General features: G+C 47.7%; 23 protein-coding genes and 1 tRNA gene. 14 read left to right on the top strand and 10 right to left on the bottom strand.

Annotated features, from left to right (window positions below):
• The first annotated feature begins 18 nt into the window (after nucleotides 1-18).
• The 6 genes from def to hisG are packed head-to-tail and all read left to right on the top strand — an operon-like array spanning nucleotide 19 to nucleotide 4661.
• Nucleotides 19-579, top strand: coding sequence for a peptide deformylase (gene def / locus A1s21148_RS03715; RefSeq protein WP_095671125.1), 561 nt, complete (start codon nucleotides 19-21; stop codon nucleotides 577-579).
• Nucleotides 579-1487, top strand: a complete 909-nt coding sequence (gene fmt / locus A1s21148_RS03710) for a methionyl-tRNA formyltransferase (RefSeq protein WP_095671124.1) — start codon at nucleotides 579-581, stop codon at nucleotides 1485-1487. Before def ends, fmt begins: the two co-directional genes overlap by 1 nt.
• Nucleotides 1484-2854 carry an RsmB/NOP family class I SAM-dependent RNA methyltransferase gene (locus A1s21148_RS03705; protein ID WP_095671123.1) on the top strand — a complete coding sequence of 457 codons (1371 nt, stop codon included), beginning with the start codon at nucleotides 1484-1486 and terminating at the stop codon, nucleotides 2852-2854. The genes fmt and A1s21148_RS03705 overlap by 4 nt, the downstream gene beginning before the upstream one ends.
• A gap of 9 nt (nucleotides 2855-2863) precedes the next feature.
• Nucleotides 2864-3526 (top strand): ribulose-phosphate 3-epimerase, encoded by a 663-nt coding sequence (locus tag A1s21148_RS03700; RefSeq protein WP_095671122.1) that lies wholly within the window; start codon nucleotides 2864-2866, stop codon nucleotides 3524-3526.
• Nucleotides 3527-3538: 12 nt separating this feature from the next.
• A complete protein-coding gene (locus A1s21148_RS03695; protein ID WP_095671121.1) occupies nucleotides 3539-3802 on the top strand; it encodes a phosphoribosyl-ATP diphosphatase in 264 nt (87 codons plus the stop codon).
• A gap of 13 nt (nucleotides 3803-3815) precedes the next feature.
• The gene (gene hisG / locus A1s21148_RS03690) at nucleotides 3816-4661 is read left to right on the top strand and encodes an ATP phosphoribosyltransferase (RefSeq protein WP_095671120.1); all 846 of its coding nucleotides are present in this window, start codon (nucleotides 3816-3818) and stop codon (nucleotides 4659-4661) included.
• Between the two features lies 1 nt (nucleotide 4662).
• Here the strand turns inward: hisG and serB are convergent, their stop codons facing one another.
• Nucleotides 4663-5862: a phosphoserine phosphatase SerB gene (serB, locus tag A1s21148_RS03685; protein WP_095671119.1), complete on the bottom strand. Its 1200-nt coding sequence runs from the start codon at nucleotides 5860-5862 to the stop codon at nucleotides 4663-4665.
• An 83-nt stretch (nucleotides 5863-5945) separates the two neighbouring features.
• Here serB and A1s21148_RS03680 point away from each other — a divergent pair, with 83 nt between their 5' ends.
• A complete protein-coding gene (locus A1s21148_RS03680; RefSeq protein ID WP_095671118.1) occupies nucleotides 5946-6743 on the top strand; it encodes an ABC transporter ATP-binding protein in 798 nt (265 codons plus the stop codon).
• On the top strand, nucleotides 6740-7387 hold the full coding sequence (locus A1s21148_RS03675; protein ID WP_095671117.1) for a uracil-DNA glycosylase: 648 nt from the start codon (nucleotides 6740-6742) through the stop codon (nucleotides 7385-7387). Before A1s21148_RS03680 ends, A1s21148_RS03675 begins: the two co-directional genes overlap by 4 nt.
• A 56-nt stretch (nucleotides 7388-7443) precedes the next feature.
• On the opposite strand, the gene A1s21148_RS03670 is transcribed toward A1s21148_RS03675, so the two are convergent.
• Nucleotides 7444-8880 (bottom strand): NCS2 family permease, encoded by a 1437-nt coding sequence (locus A1s21148_RS03670; RefSeq protein WP_095671116.1) that lies wholly within the window; start codon nucleotides 8878-8880, stop codon nucleotides 7444-7446.
• 100 nt (nucleotides 8881-8980) lie between these two features.
• Nucleotides 8981-9652, bottom strand: coding sequence for a membrane protein YczE (gene yczE / locus A1s21148_RS03665; protein WP_095671115.1), 672 nt, complete (start codon nucleotides 9650-9652; stop codon nucleotides 8981-8983).
• Between the two features lie 50 nt (nucleotides 9653-9702).
• Here yczE and A1s21148_RS03660 point away from each other — a divergent pair, with 50 nt between their 5' ends.
• Complete coding sequence (locus A1s21148_RS03660) at nucleotides 9703-10437, top strand: DUF554 domain-containing protein (RefSeq protein WP_095671114.1); 735 nt, start codon at nucleotides 9703-9705, stop codon at nucleotides 10435-10437.
• A gap of 19 nt (nucleotides 10438-10456) precedes the next feature.
• On the opposite strand, the gene A1s21148_RS03655 is transcribed toward A1s21148_RS03660, so the two are convergent.
• The 5 genes from A1s21148_RS03655 to A1s21148_RS03635 form a co-directional block, all read right to left on the bottom strand.
• Nucleotides 10457-11497, bottom strand: a complete 1041-nt coding sequence (locus A1s21148_RS03655) for an NAD(P)-dependent alcohol dehydrogenase (RefSeq protein ID WP_095671113.1) — start codon at nucleotides 11495-11497, stop codon at nucleotides 10457-10459.
• Nucleotides 11498-11533: 36 nt separating this feature from the next.
• Nucleotides 11534-12184: a thymidine kinase gene (locus A1s21148_RS03650; protein ID WP_095671112.1), complete on the bottom strand. Its 651-nt coding sequence runs from the start codon at nucleotides 12182-12184 to the stop codon at nucleotides 11534-11536.
• Between the two features lie 45 nt (nucleotides 12185-12229).
• A complete protein-coding gene (locus A1s21148_RS03645) occupies nucleotides 12230-14101 on the bottom strand; it encodes an acyltransferase family protein (RefSeq protein ID WP_095671111.1) in 1872 nt (623 codons plus the stop codon).
• Nucleotides 14098-14625, bottom strand: coding sequence for an adenine phosphoribosyltransferase (locus A1s21148_RS03640; protein ID WP_095671814.1), 528 nt, complete (start codon nucleotides 14623-14625; stop codon nucleotides 14098-14100). The genes A1s21148_RS03645 and A1s21148_RS03640 overlap by 4 nt, the downstream gene beginning before the upstream one ends.
• A 27-nt stretch (nucleotides 14626-14652) precedes the next feature.
• A tRNA-Leu gene (locus tag A1s21148_RS03635) sits at nucleotides 14653-14736 on the bottom strand.
• 84 nt (nucleotides 14737-14820) lie between these two features.
• On the opposite strand from A1s21148_RS03635, the gene A1s21148_RS03630 reads away from it, so the two are divergent.
• A complete protein-coding gene (locus tag A1s21148_RS03630; RefSeq protein WP_095671110.1) occupies nucleotides 14821-16128 on the top strand; it encodes a M20/M25/M40 family metallo-hydrolase in 1308 nt (435 codons plus the stop codon).
• Here the strand turns inward: A1s21148_RS03630 and A1s21148_RS03625 are convergent.
• The gene (locus A1s21148_RS03625) at nucleotides 16114-17064 is read right to left on the bottom strand and encodes an aldo/keto reductase (protein WP_095671109.1); all 951 of its coding nucleotides are present in this window, start codon (nucleotides 17062-17064) and stop codon (nucleotides 16114-16116) included. The genes A1s21148_RS03630 and A1s21148_RS03625 overlap by 15 nt on opposite strands.
• Before the next feature lie 50 nt (nucleotides 17065-17114).
• Here A1s21148_RS03625 and A1s21148_RS03620 point away from each other — a divergent pair, with 50 nt between their 5' ends.
• Genes A1s21148_RS03620 through mshC form a run of 4 tightly spaced genes read left to right on the top strand, consistent with a single transcriptional unit; the run spans nucleotide 17115 to nucleotide 20340 of the window.
• Nucleotides 17115-17819 carry an MSMEG_4193 family putative phosphomutase gene (locus tag A1s21148_RS03620; RefSeq protein WP_095671108.1) on the top strand — a complete coding sequence of 235 codons (705 nt, stop codon included), beginning with the start codon at nucleotides 17115-17117 and terminating at the stop codon, nucleotides 17817-17819.
• A complete protein-coding gene (locus tag A1s21148_RS03615) occupies nucleotides 17816-18364 on the top strand; it encodes a DUF3090 family protein (protein ID WP_095671107.1) in 549 nt (182 codons plus the stop codon). Before A1s21148_RS03620 ends, A1s21148_RS03615 begins: the two co-directional genes overlap by 4 nt.
• On the top strand, nucleotides 18361-19089 hold the full coding sequence (locus tag A1s21148_RS03610; protein WP_095671106.1) for an SCO1664 family protein: 729 nt from the start codon (nucleotides 18361-18363) through the stop codon (nucleotides 19087-19089). The genes A1s21148_RS03615 and A1s21148_RS03610 overlap by 4 nt, the downstream gene beginning before the upstream one ends.
• 9 nt (nucleotides 19090-19098) lie before the next feature.
• Nucleotides 19099-20340: a cysteine--1-D-myo-inosityl 2-amino-2-deoxy-alpha-D-glucopyranoside ligase gene (mshC, locus tag A1s21148_RS03605; protein WP_095671105.1), complete on the top strand. Its 1242-nt coding sequence runs from the start codon at nucleotides 19099-19101 to the stop codon at nucleotides 20338-20340.
• Here the strand turns inward: mshC and A1s21148_RS03600 are convergent.
• A complete protein-coding gene (locus A1s21148_RS03600; protein ID WP_223299436.1) occupies nucleotides 20337-21221 on the bottom strand; it encodes a PAC2 family protein in 885 nt (294 codons plus the stop codon). The genes mshC and A1s21148_RS03600 overlap by 4 nt on opposite strands.
• Between the last annotated feature and the right edge of the window lie 16 nt (nucleotides 21222-21237).

Below are 21237 nucleotides of genomic sequence, written 5' to 3'. Positions count from 1 at the left end.
CTGAGATAGACTTCGCACATGTCCATTCAACCGATCCGCCTCTTTGGCGATCCAGTGCTGACCACTCCGGCAGCTGCGGTTATCGACTTTGATAAAGAACTACGAACTCTGGTTGAAGATTTAACGGACACCATGCTGGAAGCACCGGGTGCAGGTCTAGCAGCGCCACAAATAGGTGTCCCACTACGAGTATTTGTTTGGGATGTAGATGAAGCGATCGGTCATCTGATTAATCCGACGCTTGATTTAAGTGCGGAACTGCAAGATGGTGAAGAAGGTTGCCTCTCTTTCCCGGCTTTGAGTTATGAGACACCGCGCGCTTTTCGCGCAGTTGCTAAGGGATTTAATATGTATGGGGAGCCAATTACTGTTGAAGGAACTGAGTTATTAGCTCGCGCCCTTCAGCATGAGACCGATCATTTAGATGGAATTGTCTTTATCGATCGCCTATCTGCTCAAGATCGCAAATTGGCGATGAAGGAGATCCGCGAATCAGAATGGTTCGGCACCGCTTTAGATGGCGGGAATGGCCCAGTCATTAAAACTTCACCGCATAACATGTTTGGGAAGAGCATTTAGTGCAGATCGCAGTTGCCGCAACACCAGAAGTCGCTCTACCCACCCTTGAAGCTCTCTTAAAGAGCGAACACGATCTTGTCTCAGTGATCACTCAGCCCGACCGACCAGCAGGTCGCGGGCTTTCGCTAAAGGAATCACCAGTTGCGATATGGGCAAAAGATCGTGGAATCAGCGTTCGAAAACCAGTCGACCAGGAAGAACTCAAACTAGCAGTGTCAGAGATAGATCTAGTCATCACTATTGGTTTCGGTGTGATCATTAAAGAGGAAATTCTCAATCTTCCCACTCATGGATTTATTAATCTCCATTTTTCACTTCTGCCAAAGTGGCGAGGAGCAGCTCCGGTGCAACGCGCTATAGAAGCTGGTGATGAGGTCACGGGGGTTACAGTCTTCAAACTCGATAAGGGAATGGATACTGGACCGATCTATCGCCAAAGAGAGATAGCAATGCCACATAAAGCAACGACTGATTCACTTCTACAAAATCTTGCGGTAGTCGGGGCGCCAGTCGTATTAGATGCGATCAGCGCTATTGAAGCCAACGAGCTTCCTGTTATCCAATCTGTAGATGGTGCATCGCGCGCCGACAAGTTATCCAAGGATGAAGGCCGTATTGATTGGAACCATCCAGCAATGCAAATTGAGCGAAAGATTCGCGCCTTCTATCCGGCACCTGGAGCATGGACAACTTTCCGCGACGAAGCGCTCAAAATTGAATCTGCTGATGTTAGTGATGAGAAAACGGGTCAACCTGGAGAAATCCTCTTGGTTGGAAAAGAGTTATTTGTATCCACTGCGGAAGGTTCGCTAAAGATCCTCTCAGTGAAACCGGCAGGTAAAGCGAGCATGGATGCTATCTCTTGGATCAACGGTGCCCGCATCGAGCAACACGAGCGATTTATATGAGCGATAAGGCGACGCCAGCTCGCCGCAACACCTTTAAGTCGCCTAAACCGAACCCAATTCGCTTATTAGTCTTCGATATCCTGCAAGAAGTTAACCAGCGCGGAGGATATTCAAATTTATTGCTTCCAAGTGCGCTAACTGATTCTAAATTTGAGCAGCGAGATAAAGGCTTTGCGACAGAGCTTCTCTACGGAACTCTGCGCATGCAAGGTCGCCATGATTACATCGCCGCGCAGATTTCAGATAGACCATGGAACGAAGTAGACAGCGGCATCGTAGATGTAATCCGTCTTGGCGCACATCAACTCTTTGAGATGCGAGTCGCCACTCACGCAGCAGTCTCTGAGACAGTAGAACTCGCCCGTAAAGTTTTGGGGGAGTCGAAGGCTTCCTTCGTTAATGCGATGTTGCGCAAGATGAGCGCGCAAACGCTAGATCAGTGGATGGAGCCGGTAAATCAGATCAAGGATGATGTCGAACGTTTAGCGATTATCCATTCGCACCCGGAATGGATAGTGTCGGCCTACTTTGACCTACTAAAGGATTTCTCTGAAGTTGAATCTGCGTTAATTGCCAACAATATTCCGGCATCGCCAACTTTAGTTTGGTGGCCGGGGCGTTCATCGCAAGAAGAGTTGGTTGATCTCGGCGGAGTTCCTACTGAGTATTCACAATATGGAATCAAATTCGATGGAATTCCGAATACTTTGGAGCCAGTGAGACGCCGTAGAGCTGGCGTGCAGGATGAAGGCTCGCAACTTGTTGCGCAAATCTTTTCCAACGCTGCGGCCTCATCACAACGCTGGTTGGATTTATGTGCCGGCCCTGGTGGAAAAGCCGCACTACTTTCGGCAATCGCACAAGAAAAAGGTAAGGACTTTACCGCGAACGAAGTAAGTCAGCCGAGAGCAGAGTTAGTTAGACAAGTAGTTGGAAGCGCAAGAGTTTGGGTAGGCGATGGGCGCGAAATCGCATCACACGGTGAACTCTTCGATGCCATTCTTGCCGACGTTCCTTGCACTGGGCTTGGCGCACTACGCCGTCGCCCCGAAGTTCGTTGGCGAAGAACCGTTACTGATCTACGTGCACTAACAGCGCTACAACGTGAGTTATCCGATAGCGCAGTATCAGTGTTGGCAGATGGTGGACTCTTTGCCTACGCAACCTGCTCTCCGCACTTCGCCGAAACCACTGTCGCGGTTGCTGATATTTTGAAAGCCCATCCTGAGTTAGAACAGATTGATTTGTCGCCGTTTCTTCCAGATGGACTAAACGGCGCGATGCGCGGTAAGTCGCTCTCCTTATGGACCCACAGACATCAGAGCGACTCCATGTTTATGGCGGCATTTCGTAAGAAAGGCAAATAAGGTATTTCTATGAGCGGTCAACATATTCGAATCACGCCAAGTATTCTCAGCGCAGATCGCGAAAATATTGTTAGCGAGATTGCCAAGATCGCCGAAGTTTCGGATCTAATCCATCTCGATATTATGGATAATCGTTTCGTGCCAAATCAAACGTGGAACTTGGCAGAGGCGCAAGCGATTATCTCTGCGTCACCTACCCTCATTGATGCTCATTTAATGGTGGAGGACGTTGACACCTTAGCGATTGAGTATGCAATAGCTGGTTCGGGAAGCGTCACAATCCATGCTGAAGCAGCGCTGGATATCAATAAGACTTTGCGAGGTATCAGATCACATGGTGCAAGGGCTGGCCTTGCAGTGAAACCCGGAACTCCAATTGAAAACTACTTAGAATTCTCTGATCTAGTAGATATGTTTTTGATCATGACGGTAGAGCCTGGATTTGGTGGCCAGAAGTTCATGTCAGAGATGATGGAGAAGGTGCGCCTAACCCGTAAATCGATAGGAGATCGACCAATCTGGCTGCAAGTCGATGGTGGTATCTCGATCGATACCATCGCTATCGCACGTGAGGCCGGCGCAGATACCTTTGTCGCCGGATCTGCGGTCTTTAACTCTCCTGAACCTTCGGTCATGGTTGAAATGCTCCGTCATCGCGCAAGCGCCGTCTAGTAAACTCTGACAATGAAATCTTTTGATCAATTGTTTGATGAGCTCACCGCTAAATTGACGAGCCGCGAACCAGGTTCAGGAACAGTTTCTGCGATCGATGCGGGAGTTCACTCAATCGGAAAGAAGATTCTCGAAGAGGCGGGCGAAGTCTGGCTTGCTGCAGAGCACGAGAGCGATGAAGCTCTGGCCGAGGAGATCAGCCAACTTATCTACCATTTACAAGTTTTGATGTTAGCGCGCGGTTTGCAACCAGCAGATATCTACAAGTTCCTCTAGAGATTGGTAGTAAATGTTAAAGATTGCAATTCCAAATAAGGGCTCACTCGCGGATTCGTCTATCGAGATTCTCAAAGAGGCGGGCTATCGCCAGAGAAGCGATTCCCGTGATCTAGTGTTGGTTGATACCGAGAATAACGTCGAGTTTTATTACCTACGTCCGCGAGATATTGCCTTGTATGTTGGGTCTGGAGAACTTGAAGCCGGCGTTACCGGACGTGATTTACTCATTGATTCCGGGGCGGCTGCGACCGAAGTTCTGGCGTTGGGTTTTGGTGGATCAACATTTAGATTCGCAGGTCCTGCAGCGGAGAAACTATCCATTTCAGATCTCAACGGAAAGAGAATTGCCACCGCTTATCCAGGCTTAGTCCAGAACTTTCTCTCACAGAAATCGATCAAGGCGGAAGTTGTTCGCTTAGATGGCGCAGTTGAAAGCAGCGTGCGTCTAGGCGTAGCCGATGTAATCGCTGATGTTGTCAGTACAGGCAACACACTTCGCCAAGCGGGGCTTGCAATATTCGGTGATGCGATCTTGGTTAGTGAAGCAGTATTAATCACTCGCGGCGGTACAGCTGTGCCAGCCGGACTAGAAGTTCTACAGCGCCGTTTACAGGGCGTGGTAACAGCTCGCGAATACGTTCTACTTGACTATGACATTCCGAAGGTAAGCGTTGATAAAGCTTGTGCAATTACACCAGGGCTTGAATCTCCAACAATCTCACCTTTGCAGAAAGAGGATTGGGTAGCGGTACGAGCGATGGTGCTTCGCAAAGATACAAATCGTCTGATGGATGAACTCTGGTCCCTGGGCGCACGTGGCATCTTGGTAACAGATATTCACGCCTGCCGACTTTAAATTAAGCCTCTTCAACCTCTTCGCGAGAGATTCCCATTAGATAGAGAACAGAGTCTAGATATGGGGCTGACACGGAACTGTCGGCAGCGGCCTTAACGGCAGGTTTGGCATTAAATGCAATTCCCATGCCTGCGATAGCGATCATATCTAGATCGTTTGCTCCATCACCGATTGCAATTGTTTGATCTAAGTCAACGTTATGTTCTGCAGCGAAATCACGCAGAGCGGTAGCTTTGCCTGCGCGATCAATAACTGGTCCAACAAGTTCTCCGGTTAACTTCCCATCTGCAATCTCAAGATTATTGGCACGCATATGGTCGATACCTAATTCATTTGCTAGAGGCGCGATAACAGGTTCAAAACCACCTGAGACTAGGGCGATATGGTGACCGAGTTTCTTCAGAGTTCTAACCAATGTGCGCGCACCTGGAGTCAGAGTTATTTCAGATTGAACATCTACTAGAACGCTGGAAGGAAGACCTTTCAATAAGGCAACACGCGCACGAAGGCTCGCCTCAAAGTCGAGTTCACCTCTCATAGCCGACTCGGTGATTTTTGCGATCTCGCTCTGCACGCCCGCTTTAGCACCAAGAAGTTCAATCACTTCTTGTTGAATAAGCGTTGAATCAACATCCATTACGACCAACTTGGTAGCAAAACGCATGAGACCACCGGGGGAGACTGCGATATCAACTCCAAGTTCGCTTCCAGTTGTGGCAAGGGCGCTTCGCAGCGTTGCTAAATCGGCGCCAGATACCGTCAACTCAATAGCGGTCACGGGATAACTTGCGGTGCGGTTGATGCGTTCAATATTTCCGCCGTCTTCAGAAATCACTGCGGCGATGGCATTTATCGCAGCAGGCTTTAGTGATTGAGAAAGTACAACTACATGAAGAAGAGACTTCTTAGGCGCAATTGTCTTCTGGTCGCTACTTTCAAATGCGGTTGCGATATCTACGCCCAACTTAGTGGCGCACTCTTCAAGGTCTTCCTCAATAGATTTTGCATGCGCGGGTGAAAGCGAGATTAAAACCGTCAAAATCAAACGACCACGGATGACGACTTGCTGAATATCGAGAATTGTTACGGCGAATGGAGAGAGCGCTTCGAAGAGCGCTTCGGTTATACCTGGGCTATCAACGCCGGAGACCAAGATAAGGCCGGTGAACTGTTGCTCAGAAACACCGTTTTTTGACTCCATAATGGAGAAGATTATCGTGAATCACATCAGCGCATGGCGCAATTGCAAGTGATTCATCACCTTTACCGCTATCTTTTTCATCTATGAACGCCGCACCGAGCCAAGTTGTCCTTGCTATGCAAGGTGTCAGCGTTACCCGCGGCGCTAAACGTATTCTCGGACCGATAGATTTCCGAATCCAAAGCGGTGAACGCTGGGTCATTCTCGGACCAAATGGCGCAGGTAAATCGACACTTCTCAATATTCTGGCTACGCGAATATTTCCAACGTCAGGAACGGTTTCAATTCTCGATAAACAAATGGGGAAGGTAGATCTCTCAGAACTCCGAACCCGAATCGGAATCTGTGCTTCACTTCTTGCTGAAGATATTCCAGATGATGAATTCGTTCGCGATGTCGTTCTAACTGCCGCCTATGCAGTGATTGGCAGATGGAATGAAGTTTATGATCTCTGGGATGAGTCACGAGCGGTGGCGCTGTTAACGACCTTTGGAGTTCGCGAGTTTGCTGATCGTCGCTACTACACCTTAAGTGATGGCGAGAAGAAGCGAGTTCAGATCGCTCGCGCACTTATGGCCGATCCCGAGCTTCTCCTTCTAGACGAACCTACTGCCGGTCTTGATCTCGGGGGTCGCGAGGATCTGTTACGCCGCTTCTCAGAGTTCTCATTAGATCCGTTAGCGCCATCTAGCATCATTGTTACTCATCACATTGAAGAGATTCCAGCCGGAACAACGCATGCGCTGATTATCAAAGATGGCGTGATTGCGATCTCAGGTCCGATAGCCGAAGTAATTACATCAGAGCATATGAGCGCTGTATTCGGAATCAGTATCGATGTAACAACAGATGGTTCACGCTTTTTCGCTAGAAGTAGATGACTAGTTTTAAGGATCAGTTACATCCCGGCTGGCGCGAACTGCTTAAGGGCTCACTAGATCTCCTAGATGAGATTGAAAGTATGCTTCAGGCAGAGGCCTATCTTCCGGCACATGAAAATGTTATGAAGTCCTTAAGTTTTGATCCGGCACAGGCAAGAGTTTTAATTCTTGGTCAAGATCCTTACCCAAGTGCGGTTGATGCGATGGGCCTTGCTTTCTCAACGGCGCGAAGTGACGGAAAGTTGCCCGCTTCACTAAAAAATATTTATCGAGAGTTGGTCGATGACTTAGGTGTGTCTCATCCAACCTCTGGAGATCTATCTTCTTGGTGCAAACGGGGAGTTATTCTTTTAAATCGAAGCCTCACATGTGCGGAAGGCGAAAGCAATTCACATAAAGATCTAGGTTGGAGAGAATTTACGGATCAAGTTGTCTCTATTCTCGCCCAACAAGGTGTCATTGCAATTCTGTGGGGCGCTAACGCGCAAGAGGTCAAAGACCTTTTTCCTAAATCAGATTGCATTATTAGCGTTCATCCCAGTCCGCTGTCGGCCTACCGCGGCTTTTTTGGCTCTAAACCATTTAGTAGGGCAAATAAAATATTGGTTGCTAAGGGGCGCGATCCCATCGACTGGTCAATTTAATAAAGAAAGCCCCCGGTCAACAAGAACCAGGGGCTTTCTACTAACTAATTACTTGCTTATCCAACCCAGGTATTAATTGGTGAAGATAAGAAGTAGATCATAAAGAGGCCAGAGACCAAGAGAAGTAGTGGATGTACTTCCTTGCGACGGCCTTGGATATAGCGAATAACGACGTGAGTTACAAAGCCAGCACCGATACCAACTGAGATGTTGTAGGTAAATGGCATCAAGATGATTGTGAGAAACGCTGGAATTGCGATTCCGTAATCTTCCCAATCAATGGCTTTGATCTGAGTCATCATCAAGAAACCAACGATGATTAGTGCAGGAGTAGCAGCCTCGTAAGGAATGATCGCAACGAGCGGAGCCAGGAATGTAGTAAGCAGGAAGCAGACTCCCGTTACGACAGATGCCAGACCAGTTCGTGCACCTTCGCCAACACCTGATGCAGATTCAATGTAGCTGGTATTGGAAGAGATGCTTCCAGCGCCACCTGCAACTGCAGCCAATGAGTCGACAAGAAGAATGCGATCGTTATTAGGAACGTTTCCGTCCTTGTCGATCAAACCTGCTTCATGTCCGATCGCTGTAACTGTTCCGACAGTGTCGAAGAAGTCTGAGAGCAATAAGGTGAAGATCAAGAGAATGACTGTGACCAAAGGAAGGCGATCGAATGAGCCCAGGAGATTGAAATCTCCGAAGAGGCTGAAATCTGGGGTTGCGGCGATCTTTTCAGGTACTGCAGGAACGTTTAAGTTCCATCCTTTTGGATTTACTTCACCGGTAGCGCCGTTAAACAGCGGTCCAATTTTGAGAGTTGTCTCAACAATGACCGCGGCAATAGTTGCGACGATGATTCCGATGAGAATCGCGCCCTTCACCTTCTTAACCATCAGAGCGATAGTTAGGAATAGTCCGAGTGCGAAGATGATGACTGGCCAGCCAACTAACGTTCCGCCATCGCCAAGAGTCACTGGAACTGGTCCTGCGCCTGTTCGACGAACGAATCCGGCATCAACAAGACCGATAAGTGCGATAAATAAACCAATACCAACTGAGATTGCTATCTTTAATTGCGCAGGTACCGCTTTAAATACTGCGGTTCTAAAACCAGTAAGTACCAAGATGGTGATGATGATGCCTTCGATTACAACAAGTCCCATCGCATCAGCCCAAGTCATTTGGGATGCAATACCAACTGCAACGAAGGTGTTAAGGCCTAAGCCTGTAGCAAGTGCGAGTGGGTAATTTCCAACCACGCCCATCAGAATCGTTAGAACTCCCGCCATCAAAGCGGTCATCGCGGCAACTAGAGCGAGATTAGGAGCATCTCCACCGCCGATATATTTTCCATCAGCATCTTTTGCAAGACCGATGATTAGTGGATTGAGAGCGACTATGTATGCCATTGTGAAGAAGGTGACGATGCCGCCACGTACTTCCCGAGCTACAGTTGAGCCACGTTCCGATATTTTGAAATAGCTATCGAGCATGACGAACCTTTCTAATTTTGTTAACGGGGGTGTTTGCGACCCCGTGTGAAATGACGGCTCACAGACCGAGGGATAAGAGGATTTAAACCTAAAAGAGCGGTTACTTTGAGGTTAGACGCGCGACTATGCCGAAGGAAATAGCAACGGATTGGCCTATCAAGAGGGCAAAGAGCGCGGTACCGAGGCCAATTTGGCCGCCTAATAGAGCACCCACGATCAAAACAGTTACTTCAATTCCCATACGTACGCGTCCCACGCGAACACCTGTACGTTGATGAAGTCCTGTCATTGCGCCATCGCGCGGGCCGGGACCAAGGCCACAAGTTATATAGAGAGCAGAACCTAGACCAACTAGCGCGATACCAATCAGTGCAGATGCAAGCCCACCGAATAACGTTTCCTGTAATGGAAATACTGAAACACCGAATTCGATCGCAGCAGAGATAATCACGATATTGGAAAGCGTTCCAAAACCTGGTCGTTCGCGAAGTGGAATCCAGATAAGTAAAACAAAACAACCGGTCACAAAGGTTGCCCATCCAAGTGATAGCCCGGTCTTTAAGCTAAGGCCTTGTGCAAATACAGTCCAGGGGGCATTACCTAGATTTGATTGAACGACGAGCGCATCTCCCAAACCAAAGATAGCTAGCCCAAAGAAGAGAATCGCGACGCGGGAAAGTGAGAGATCCCAACGAGAATTCGCACGCCAAGGGGTTATTGGTACGGTTTTATGCGGCTTGAGGAATGCAGAGAACCGATTCATAAAACTCATTTCGAGAGTTTAACGCAATTAAATGACTTTAAAGGCCGTATCCTTACAGAATGTTCGTTGGCCTTGGCACTTTGATAAATGTAACAACGATAGTTGGGGGAGCGGCGCTCGGAGTACTAGTGGGTGCTCGCATGTTGGCCCGTACAAGAATTCTCATAACCGAAGTACTTGGGCTCATCACAATTCTTGGCGCGGTTAGTGCGTTAGCTCCAATGTGGAGTGATCGCTACATCAATTCAATTCCTAAAGGTTGGACTCTCTTAGCAATTCTGGGTTCACTTCTAATCGGTGGCGCAATCGGTTCCGCACTTTCACTCGAATCCCGACTCGAAGGATTGGGTGAAGCCCTTCGTGTTAAATTCGGTGCCCACAAAGAGAGCACCTTTATTGAAGGGTTCGTTTCAGCAGCGCTGTTATTTGCGATAGGACCGCTTGCGATACTCGGTTCAATTAGCGATGGAATGTCTACCGGTATTGATCAGTTACTTCTCAAATCCAGTCTCGACTTTTTTGCGGCAATGGCTTTTGCAGCAAGTTTGGGCTGGGGCGTAGCAGCCGCTGTGATCCCAGTAGCCATCTATCAAGGTATTTGGACAGTAATCGGACTCGGTCTAGGAAGCATTCTTGAGGGTTATCAGGTTGATGCCATGACAATTACAGGCGGAGTGATGTTGGTATGCATCGGTCTACGACTTCTCAAGATCAAAGATATTGCTGTGGGCAACTTGCTTCCGGCGCTCTTTATTGCGCCAATCTTTGTTCTTGTTCTTAACAACTTCCTATAGGGATTATTTCTAAGGATGTTTAGAAAGTTGTTGCATCAATAACGAAGCGATATTTAACATCGCTCGCGACGGTACGTTCGTATGCCTCATTGATGTAATCAGCCTTAATGACCTCGACGTCACTGACAATGTTATGTTTTCCGCAGAAATCAAGCATCTCTTGCATCTCGGGGATGCCACCGATCATTGATCCAGATAGTGAACGGCGTGCTGGGAGTAGCGAACCGGCGTCAACCGAGTACGGCTTTCCAGGAAGTCCAATAACCACGAGGGTTCCGTCGACACCGAGCATTGAGAGATAGATATTGATATCTAGTTCAGCGCTGACTGTGTTCAAGATTAAGTCAAAGTGCTTGCTGTACTTGTTATGGAAACCTTCAGACTTTGTTGAAACAAAGCGATGTGCGCCCATTGCCTTTGCATCTGCTTCCTTCGAAGGAGAATGCGAAAAGACAGTTACTTCAGCTCCCATCGCAGCTGCAAACTTGACTCCCATGTGACCAAGTCCGCCAAGTCCCATAACTGCAACTTTCTTACCAGGGCCAGCCTTCCAATGTTTAATTGGCGAATACAAAGTAATTCCAGCACAGAGCAGGGGAGCCACACCATCTAGAGAAAGATTTGCAGGAATAGTGACAGCGTAATCTTCATTAATGACCATTACATTTGCATAGCCTCCCATTGCAGGAGTCTTTCCATCACGTTCTAATTGGTTGTAAGTACCAGTCATTCCTTCGATGCAGTATTGCTGCGTTCCGTTTTTGCAAGGCTCGCATACGCGACATGAGTCAACGAATACGCCAACGCCGATTAGATCTCCAACTTTAAATTTGGATACTGCAGAGCCAATACTTGTCACGACACCCGCGATCTCGTGGCCCGGAACCATAGGGAAAATTGCTGGGCCCCATTCTTCACGCGCTTGATGGATATCTGAATGACAGATGCCGGAGTACTTAATATCTAGGGCGACATCGTGTGCGCCAAGATCGCGACGCTTAAACTCCCAAGGAGCAAGCGGGGCCTTAGCGCTCATTGCAGCGTATCCACGTACTTTCATTTTTCTCTCCCTGATTGATTGACTAGTTAGCGCTCTTTATTCGTTCTCTGTAAATGGTAAAGGTAATGGAGAAGTATGTCCTGCTCGAGATGCACGCGCAGTAACGCGACGCATGTGGTGGCGTCGACACAAGACTTCGTAGGCAATTTCTGCACCTGGTGCAACATCTCCGACAACGACTTGTTCACCTTCGGTAACCATTACTCCGCCGAGAGTTCTGGCATTGTGAGTTGCTCTTGAACCACACCAGCAAAGAGCCTCAACTTGAAGTGTATTTACTCGATCAGCAAGTTCTACCAATCGAGCCGATCCAGGAAACAATTTCGTGCGAAAGTCTGCCAAGATACCAAAGGCGAAGACATCAATCCCTAAACCATCTACGATCTTTGCAAGTTGTTCGATCTGTTCTGCCTGATAGAACTGGGCCTCATCGCAGATTATGTAATCAATGCGATCTCCAAGAGAGAGACGTTCCACAACTAACTTGTGAAGATCCAGATCTGGATCAACTTCAATCGCAGCGCTCTGTAAGCCAAGACGAGATGAGATAACTCCAGAACCGGCGCGATCTTTACTTGTGAAAATTAAACCCGAACGTCCGCGGCTCTTATGGTTGTGGGCGGTCTGCAGTGCAAGCGTGGATTTACCACTATCCATCGTTCCGCAGTAATAGATGAGTTCAGCCACGGGGTGCATCTTTGCATCTAATCAAGGAAATTGGCGAGAGTGACTTCATATGACGCCATTGCTCCTCAAGAATTCACGAAGATTATCGGAAAGCACCGCGCTCATATCAACGCTTATATGTGAGGCGTCACGATAGGCCACGATCCCATCGACAATTGCCGGGCAGGAATCTGTACAGAGCCATGGAGTTGGATCCAACGCGATAAACCCACCTGCTACTCGCGGATCAGATTTCTCATTGGCATCACATTCATCGTCCTTCGCTGTTGCTAAGCAACTAGGGATATCTCGCTGTGGCTTGGGCGTATCGGAGATATAAATCAAATTTGGAGAGCTATTCAAAACCTTGGCATAGAGAGAACGCTGTCCTTCATACCACCAGGCATCACGCGATGAGTAACGCTCTGGAAACGCGAAGTGCTGGAATCCGCTCATGATAACCGCTTCGGGCTTTAAATCCTTTATTCGCTTTATAGAGTTCTCGCGCCAAGCGTTGCAGTCGGAGTTTTTAAAAGCACCTGAATTAACACGATCTACTTCAACGGCAGTACAGGCGGATTTGGTGAGACTGATTAGCGCAAACCCCTCATCGATTGCGATTTTTTCCAGGGCCGGAAACCATTGCGCTGCATGAGAATCGCCATAGAGAACGATCTTCCGCTTCGAATTAACATCTCCGTAGAGACATTCTGGAGAGTTTTTGTTGCCATAATTTGCATGACATCCATCGTCATAAATCTTAGGCTTCTGCATGACCGCCGCTATTGATACGGAGCGACCATTCGGGAGAGAGATGTCATCTTTTGTGGTGAGCAATATTGCACTTGCCACCATAACGCCGGAGAGAGTTGCCGCTAATGCGAACTTTGTAGTCTGGCGATTTGATAATTTCCTTCTTGAGAATGGTTTTTCAATAAATCTATGAGTTAAATCGGCAGCTAGAGCGGTTAGGGCAATTAAGAGAAATCTCTCAAGCAGGGTTAAAGGGCGACCGAAGCGAGTAGTAGGAATTACTAATAGAGGCCAGTGCCAGAGATAGAAAGGATAGGAGATTTCACCTAACCATTGAACAAAGCGCAGGCGTGAAAAATCATTGAGTATTGGTGGCCACGAATGTATGAAAGCAATCAGTAGCGCAGTAGCCAAAACCGGATACAGAGCTGCAGTACCTGGGAACGGCGTGTTGTCACTGAATCGAATTACGCCATAGAGAAGTGTTAGCGCAGATAACCAAACAATCAGCGTTCGAGAAACAGATTTCTTTTCAAGAAGCTCTTTCGGAATGAAGAGTAGTAGAGCACCAACGCCGAGTTCCCAAGCGCGAGTTGGAAGACTGTAGAAAGCCCAGATCGGTGCTGCGTTAGTTAGGAAGAGCGAGAATAGAAAAGAGAGGATGGTGATACCGAGAACGCCGCGAAAGACTAAGCGTTGGCGACCAATCTTCCAGAGTGTGAAAATTATCAGTGGCCAGAGTAGATAGAACTGCTCCTCTACGGCGAGCGACCAGTAGTGAATTACTGGCGATGGCGTCGCGTTTAGATTCTGATAATCGTTCTGCCACCAAGCAAAAAGGTAATTGGAAATATAGATCGAAGCGGCGAAGATATCCTGACCCAGAGATGATCGAATAGTTTGTGGAAGAAAAAGCCAGGCCCCGAATGCGGTAAGTATCAGAACGCTTATTGAGGCAGGCAGTAACCGCTTGGCTCGCCGCAAAAAGAAGTTTCGGTAGTTAAAGGCGCCAATTAGCTTTATCTCTTTAATGATGATGCCAGTTATTAGATATCCAGAGATCACATAGAAGATATCTACGCCAATGAACCCACCGGGTGCTAACTTTGCATGGAAGAGAACAACCAGCGTTGCAGCGACGGCACGCAGCGCTTGGATCTGGTGGATGCGAACTTTAGAACTCAAGAAGTTACCAACGATTTAATCTCGATCTTGGGAAAACGCTTGGCGATTAACTCCCGGCCACCGAGTCCAGAAATTTCAAATAGAACCTGAACGGATTTAACGACCGCCCCAGTGCGTTCAGCGAGTTCGAGCGCGGCAGCGATCGTTCCGCCTGTTGCTAGGACGTCGTCAATAATCACTACCGTTTTTCCATTGGCAAATGCATCGATATGAACTTCTATCTCATCTTCGCCATATTCCAGACCGTATTTCGCGCCGATAGTTTCAAAGGGGAGTTTTCCACTCTTTCTAAAGGGCACGAAACCAGCGCTTTTCTCTAAGGCAATCGCTGCGGCAAAGATAAAACCACGAGCTTCAATGCCAGCAATTACATCTACGTCGTCGATCTGAGACGCGAAGGCTTTGATTACAGTTGAGTAAGCAGTTGGATCGGCCAGTAGCGGCGTTATATCTTTAAAGAGGATGCCAGGTTTTGGGTAATCTGGAATATCTCTGATCAGGGAGAGGGCGTCTGCTAACTTCATAACGATCCAATTCCACCACATTAAACGTGTCCGGGAAGGGAGTTGAACCCTCAAGCCCTTGCGGGCACTAACACCTCAAGCTAGCGCGTCTGCCAATTCCGCCACCCGGACCAGTGCGCTGCAAACGATAGCAACGCTGAAGCAACCACGCAAAAGCAGGTCCTTTTTCGAGCGATTGTGGGGGAGAATGACGGCATGAGCGAGATAAGAAATTTTGAAGATGAAGCAATTCGTATCTGCCAAGATTTAATCCGAATTCCTAGTGTGAACTTTGGTGAAGGACGCGGCGACGAAGAAGCGGTTGCTAACTACATTGTTGCCTCACTCGCGGAAGTTGGAATCGAAGCGAAAATTTATGAATCTGCGCCCAAGCGATGCAACGTAATCGCACGAATTAAAGGGAGCAACCCAGATAAACCAGGTCTCGTTGTCCACGGACATATCGATGTCGTGCCGGCTAACGCTGCTGAATGGTCAGTGGATCCTTTCGCCGGCGAGATTAAAGATGGATGTATCTGGGGTCGTGGCGCAGTTGATATGAAGAATTTGGATGCAATGATCTTGGCCATCGTGCGAGATTGGGCGCAGCGCGGTTATGTTCCAGAACGCGACATTGTTCTCGCCTTCTTCGCAGATGAAGAAGCAGGAATGACCTTTGGTTCTCGTTGGATGACGGCAAATCACCCTGAAGTATTCGCTGGTTGTTCAGAAGCGATTTCAGAAGTTGGTGGTTTCTCCGTAACCGTTGCCGATGGCAAGCGTCTCTACTTTATTGAAGCAGCACAAAAGGGTATTCACTGGATGAAGTTAACCGCGCAAGGTCGCGCAGGCCATGGCTCGATGATGAACGATGAAAATGCGTTAACGACGCTAACTGAAGCAGTCGCCAAAATTGGTCGCTACGAATGGCCACAGCGTTACACCAAGACGGTAAAAGATTTGTTTAAAGAAGTTGCGCGCGTGACTGGAAAAGCATATGACGAGAAGGATCTACGGCCGCTTTTGAAGGAGATTGGTTCAACTGCGCGAATGATTGGAGCAACGTTGCAGAACACTGCAAATCCAACGATGTTGGAAGCAGGCTATAAGGCAAATGTAATTCCAGGAACGGCAAGTGCGGTTATTGATGGACGTTTCCTACCAGGTTATGAAGCTGAGCTAAATGAGACTGTTAGAGCGATTGTTGGTCCTGATATTTTAATCGAAACTATCTCTCACGATATTGCTTTAGAAGTTGACTTTGATGCACCGCTTGTCGATGCGATGAAGGCTGCAATTCTCGCCCATGATCCAGAAGGAATTCCCGTTCCTTATCTGATGAGCGGTGGCACGGATAACAAAGCGCTCTCTGAAATTGGAATTGTTGGTTACGGTTTTTCTCCACTGCGCCTTCCAGCAGATCTCGACTTTATGTCTTTATTCCATGGAGTAGATGAGCGAGTTCCAATTGATGGCCTGCGCTTTGGAGTACGAGTACTTAACGACTTTTTAGAGAGTTGCTGAAACTTCGTTTAACGCGTTACGTACAACTTCAGGAAGTTCAATCTCTTCACTAGCCAATATCCCCTGCAATTGAGCTGCGGTACGAGCACCTACGACTGAACTAGTAACACCGGGAAAATCACGTACCCAAGCTAAGGCGACCTCTAGTGGTGAATAGCCGAGACCTTGAGCAGCAACAGAGACAGCTTCAACTATGCGACGTGAACGATCATTTAAGTAAGGTTCAATAAAGGGCGCGAAGTGCGGTGTAGCAGCGCGAGAATCGGCAGGAATTCCGTTGCGATATTTACCGGTTAGAACACCGCGACCTAGCGGAGACCATGCGATAAATCCGGATTCCAGATTGCGAGAGCATTGCAACGAATCTTCTTCCACTCTTCGATTTAGAAGTGAAAATTCATTCTGCATAACGGCGATAGGTGCCTTGCTGCTATTGGCTTCCTGTAACGAGATAGCTCGTGCGCTCTGCCAACCGTTGAAGTTTGAAATTCCTACATATCTGGCGCGACCAGAGGTATATGCCCAATCAAGAGCCGATAGCGCATCTTCTAATTGCGCAGCATCATCCCAACTTTGAATCATCCAGATATCTACATAACTTGTACCTAGTCGAGTGAGTGATTTATCGAGTGAACTCATTAAAGAGGTGCGCGTATTGTCGGTTACTAAAGAACCGTCTATGTATGAAGAACCTGCCTTAGTTGAGATAACGACATCTTCTCGTTTGAAGAGCGTTCCGATTAATCCACCAATTACCCGCTCAGCATCTCCATCGCCGTAGTGACTAGCTGAGTCAAAGTAATTTCCGCCAGCATCTATAAAGGCGCGGGCTTGGTCGGCTGCTTCATGGGTATCGGTATCTCGCCCCCAGGTCATCGTGCCTAAGGCAAGGCGCGATAGCGAAAGACCTGATCGGCCAGCGCGACGAAGTTCCATGGCGGCCACCCTAGCAAGACGCAAATGAATTTTGCGGATAACCTTCTAACATGACACGGATAGTTTTATTGAGGCATGCACATTCCACAGCCAATGCCAAAGCAATCCTTGCCGGAAGAGCACCTGGTGTAGATCTCTCTGATCGCGGGAGAAAAGAATCGTTGAATGTTGCGAAGAGATTAAAAGGCGTTGATTTTTCCTTAATCAGAGTTAGCCCTATGGAGCGCTGTGCGCAAACGATTGAACCACTATTGACGCAACTGTCGAAGAGCAGTGGGGTTAAATCGTTAATTGAAGTTGAGAGCGATCTCGTGGAAGTGGATTATGGAAAGTGGACTGGTAGAAAGTTATCTGTTCTTTCCAAAGATAAGGCTTGGAAAGTTGTGCAAAATACTCCAAGCGCGATGTACTTTCCGGGCGGTGAAGGACTTTTAGATGTCCAAGCCCGAGCGATGCGCGCTTTAAATGGAGCAGCAAATACTTCAGGTAGAGGTGCGAAGCTTCTAGTGAGTCATGGTGATGTAATTAAATCGATTATTGCCAGCGTATTAGGTACCCATTTAGATCATTTTCAAAAGATCGTCATTGATCCCGCATCGATAACCGTTCTTGATTTTAACGGTGTTGATTATCGAGTTCTGACTTTAAATAGCACTACATCTCCAATCACTTCCTTCTTAAGAGAAGAGAGTTCCAAGAAGAAGGGTGTGTCAGCGCTACTTGGTGGAGGATCTGGGCGCAAAGGTAAGGGATGAGCGGTCAGATCTTCCTCTTTGATCCGGCAGAGCGTTTTGTCGCTGGAACAGTAGGCGTACCGGGGGAGCGCACTTTCTTTCTTCAAGCGCGAGCAGGATCACGGTTGATTTCGGTTTCGCTAGAAAAGGCGCAAGTGGCTGCACTTGCTGAGAGAACTCAACAGATTCTTCGAGAAGTTAGATCATCAGAGCCGTTAACAGTCTTTGAGCGTGCAGGTCGTGATGATCAACCGCTCGAGACGCCTATCGATGAAGAGTTTCGCGTTGGAGTTATCGGTCTGGCTTACCTGTCAGATCGCAAGATGATTGAGATAGATCTTCAAGCGATCGCAGATAGCCAATCTCCTGAAGATGAAGAATTGTTGATGGAGTTATCAGATAGCCAGGACATATTGCGGGTTTTGATTCCGCTGGGTTATGCCGAAAGTTTTGCAAAACGCGCCATCGCAGTCGTTGGCGCCGGTCGTGCACCTTGTCCATTCTGCGGTGGCCCAATTGATCCGAGTGGCCATCTCTGTCCCCGTGCAAATGGATACCGAAGATGAGTTTTCTCGGAGCTCAGGAAATTGAAGAATATCTGCGAGATCTTAGCCACGGTGAGATATCAGTGACCGGCAGATTGGTTGATGCATCCAATGCAACTTTGTACGCCTCATGTGAAGTTAAGGAAAGAACTTTAATTTGTATCTACAAACCAATTGCAGGTGAACGTCCGCTTTGGGATTTCCCCGATGGCACCTTAGCTAATCGTGAATATTTGACTTTTTTAGTCAGCCATTGGTTAGGTTTACATCTTGTGCCACCGACAGTTCTACGTGATGGTCCTTACGGAACTGGAATGGTTCAACTTTGGATAGATATTGATGAGAACGTAGATTTAATGGAGTTCTTTAAGGAAGATAACCCAGAACTTCGCAATATCGCTCTACTTGATTTGATAACTAACAACACAGATCGAAAAATTGGTCATTTGATTCCTACGTCAGAAGGCGCGGTCTATGGATGCGATCACGGCGTTACCTTTCACACTGAAGATAAATTGCGGACTGTTTTGTGGCAGTGGGCGAAGCAGCCTTTCTCTCCGGCCGAGCTAGAACTTTTACAATTAGCAAGAATGTTGATTGCAACTGAGAAGCGAGATGTTGTTCTGGGTTTGATTGAAGAAGAAGAGTTGGATGCAACTGTTGATCGGATCGATAGAGCCCTTGCTGAGAAGTGTTTTCCGGAACCTAACCCAGATTGGCCAGCAGTTCCTTGGCCACCGTTCTAGGATGAGCGAATGAAGGCTTGGTCAGATCTATATATCCCGCCACTTGATGCGCGCTTTCCTTTAGCGGATCTCTCGCTCCACGACACAGCAACTAGTTCGGTCAAGCCACTTGCGCGAAAGAGCATCTATCGAATCTATGTCTGTGGAATAACTCCTTACGATGCAACGCATCTTGGCCATGCCAATACTTACTTAACCTTTGATCTAGTGAACCGTTATCTCCGAGCAACCGGTGCAGAAGTAAATTTCGTAGAGAACATCACTGATATCGATGATCCGCTTTTAGAGCGAGCCGCCCGCGATGGCATCGACTGGAAAGAACTGGCTCACTCACAGATTGAGCTCTTCAAGTCGGATATGGTCGCACTGCATGTGATTCCACCAGCTCATTACATTGGAGCTGTTGAAGCGATTCCTGAAGTAATAAGCGCAATTAAGACGCTCCAAGAAAAGGGTACGGTCTATAAGGTAGACCAAGACCTCTACTTTGAAGTTAGAAGTGATTCCGACTTTGGTCTTCGTTCAAATTTATCTCAACCAGAGATGCTCGAGATATTCGAGCAACGTGGGGGAGATCCGCTAAAGCCTGGCAAGAAAGATCCACTTGATGCTCTTCTCTGGCTCGCTCAACGCCCCAATGAACCAGGTTGGGAAAGCGAATTCGGCAGTGGACGTCCAGGATGGCATATCGAATGCTGTGCAATCGCGCTCAATTATTTAGATATTGCAGAAGACGATGCAACCTCGATAGATATCCAAGGTGGTGGAAGCGATTTGATTTTTCCACATCATGAAATGTCTGCTGCGCAGTCGAAGATGATCAACGGACGCGAGTTTGCAACGCATTATGTTCACGCCGGAATGATCGGACTCGATGGCGAAAAGATGAGTAAATCTAAGGGAAACCTTGTTCTGGTCTCTAATTTGCTCAAAGAAGGTCGCGATGCGATGGCGATTCGCTTGGCTTTGTTAAGCCATCACTATCGCAGCGACCATATGTGGACGGATACAGATCTAGTTAACGCCGAGGAGTTTATGAAGCAACTACGTATTGCGCTCTCGCGTATGGAAGTTGCACCAACAGATGCCACTATCAATGAAATTATTGCGGCGCTCTCAAATGATCTCGATACTCCAACCGCTATCAAAGCTCTGCGAAATTGGCTGGCAGATACTGACGCTGGAAATATTGGCGGAAGCCCGGGAGAACTATCGCGCGCGATTGATACCCTGCTCGGTATCGCTTTCTAACTGCCTTCTTGTCGCCTTAAGAATTTCTCTAGTTCACGGGCAATTTCATCGCCAGAGACATCAGAGAAGGCGGCGCTATCTTTACTCTCTTCCAACGCTTTAACGTAATCTCCGATCTCACTATCTTCCTGCGTTAACTCATCAACTTCCTTCTCCCATTCTTGGGCGTGATCATTTAACTCACCCAATGGGAATTCGATCTCTAAAAAATCCTCTAAAGCGTTTATCAATGCGAGAGTTGCCTTCGGAGATGGTGAGCTACTCGCATAGTGAGGAACCGCAGCCCAGAGTGAAATCGCATCGATTCCACGTCGCAGACATGCATCTTGGATGACACCGAGAATTCCGGTTGGTCCTTCATAACGACTTACTTCTATTCCTAAACGCTTGGCAATCTCAGGATGTGCACCTGATCCCGTAACAGTAATTGGGCGACTATGTGGCGCATCAGCGAGCATCGATCCCAAGGTAATAATCGTTGATACTTCTAAATCATCGGCGAGATCTAATAGTTGATGCGTAAATGTGCGCCATTTCATCGAAGGTTCAACGCCGCGAACAATTACAAAGTCATTGGCAAACTGCGGTGTAGAAAGACCAAAGACTTGGGTTCCGGGCCAGATTAGAGATCTAACAAGGGAACCATCTATTTCGATCATTGGTCGATTTACTTGGAAATCGTAATAATCTTCAGAATCTACATCCGCGATTAGCTCTGGAATCAAATCGGTCGCCTTTGGATTATCTACATCAGCGATTTCACTCCAGATACCTAAGAGATGAGAGACGGCGCCAGTTGCCGCTTCTGCGGCATCGTTCCAACCAGAGAATGCGATAACCATGATTGGTGAGCGCAGCGCAGGTATCTTATGAATCTCCACATTGATCACCTTACGG

Origin of the sequence: Candidatus Planktophila lacus, assembly GCF_002287925.1 — a bacterium.
Taxonomy (GTDB): Bacteria; Actinomycetota; Actinomycetes; order Nanopelagicales; family Nanopelagicaceae; genus Planktophila; species Planktophila lacus.
The sequence above is the reverse complement of the archived record's forward strand: the minus strand, read 5'-3'. Positions and strand labels throughout refer to the sequence as shown.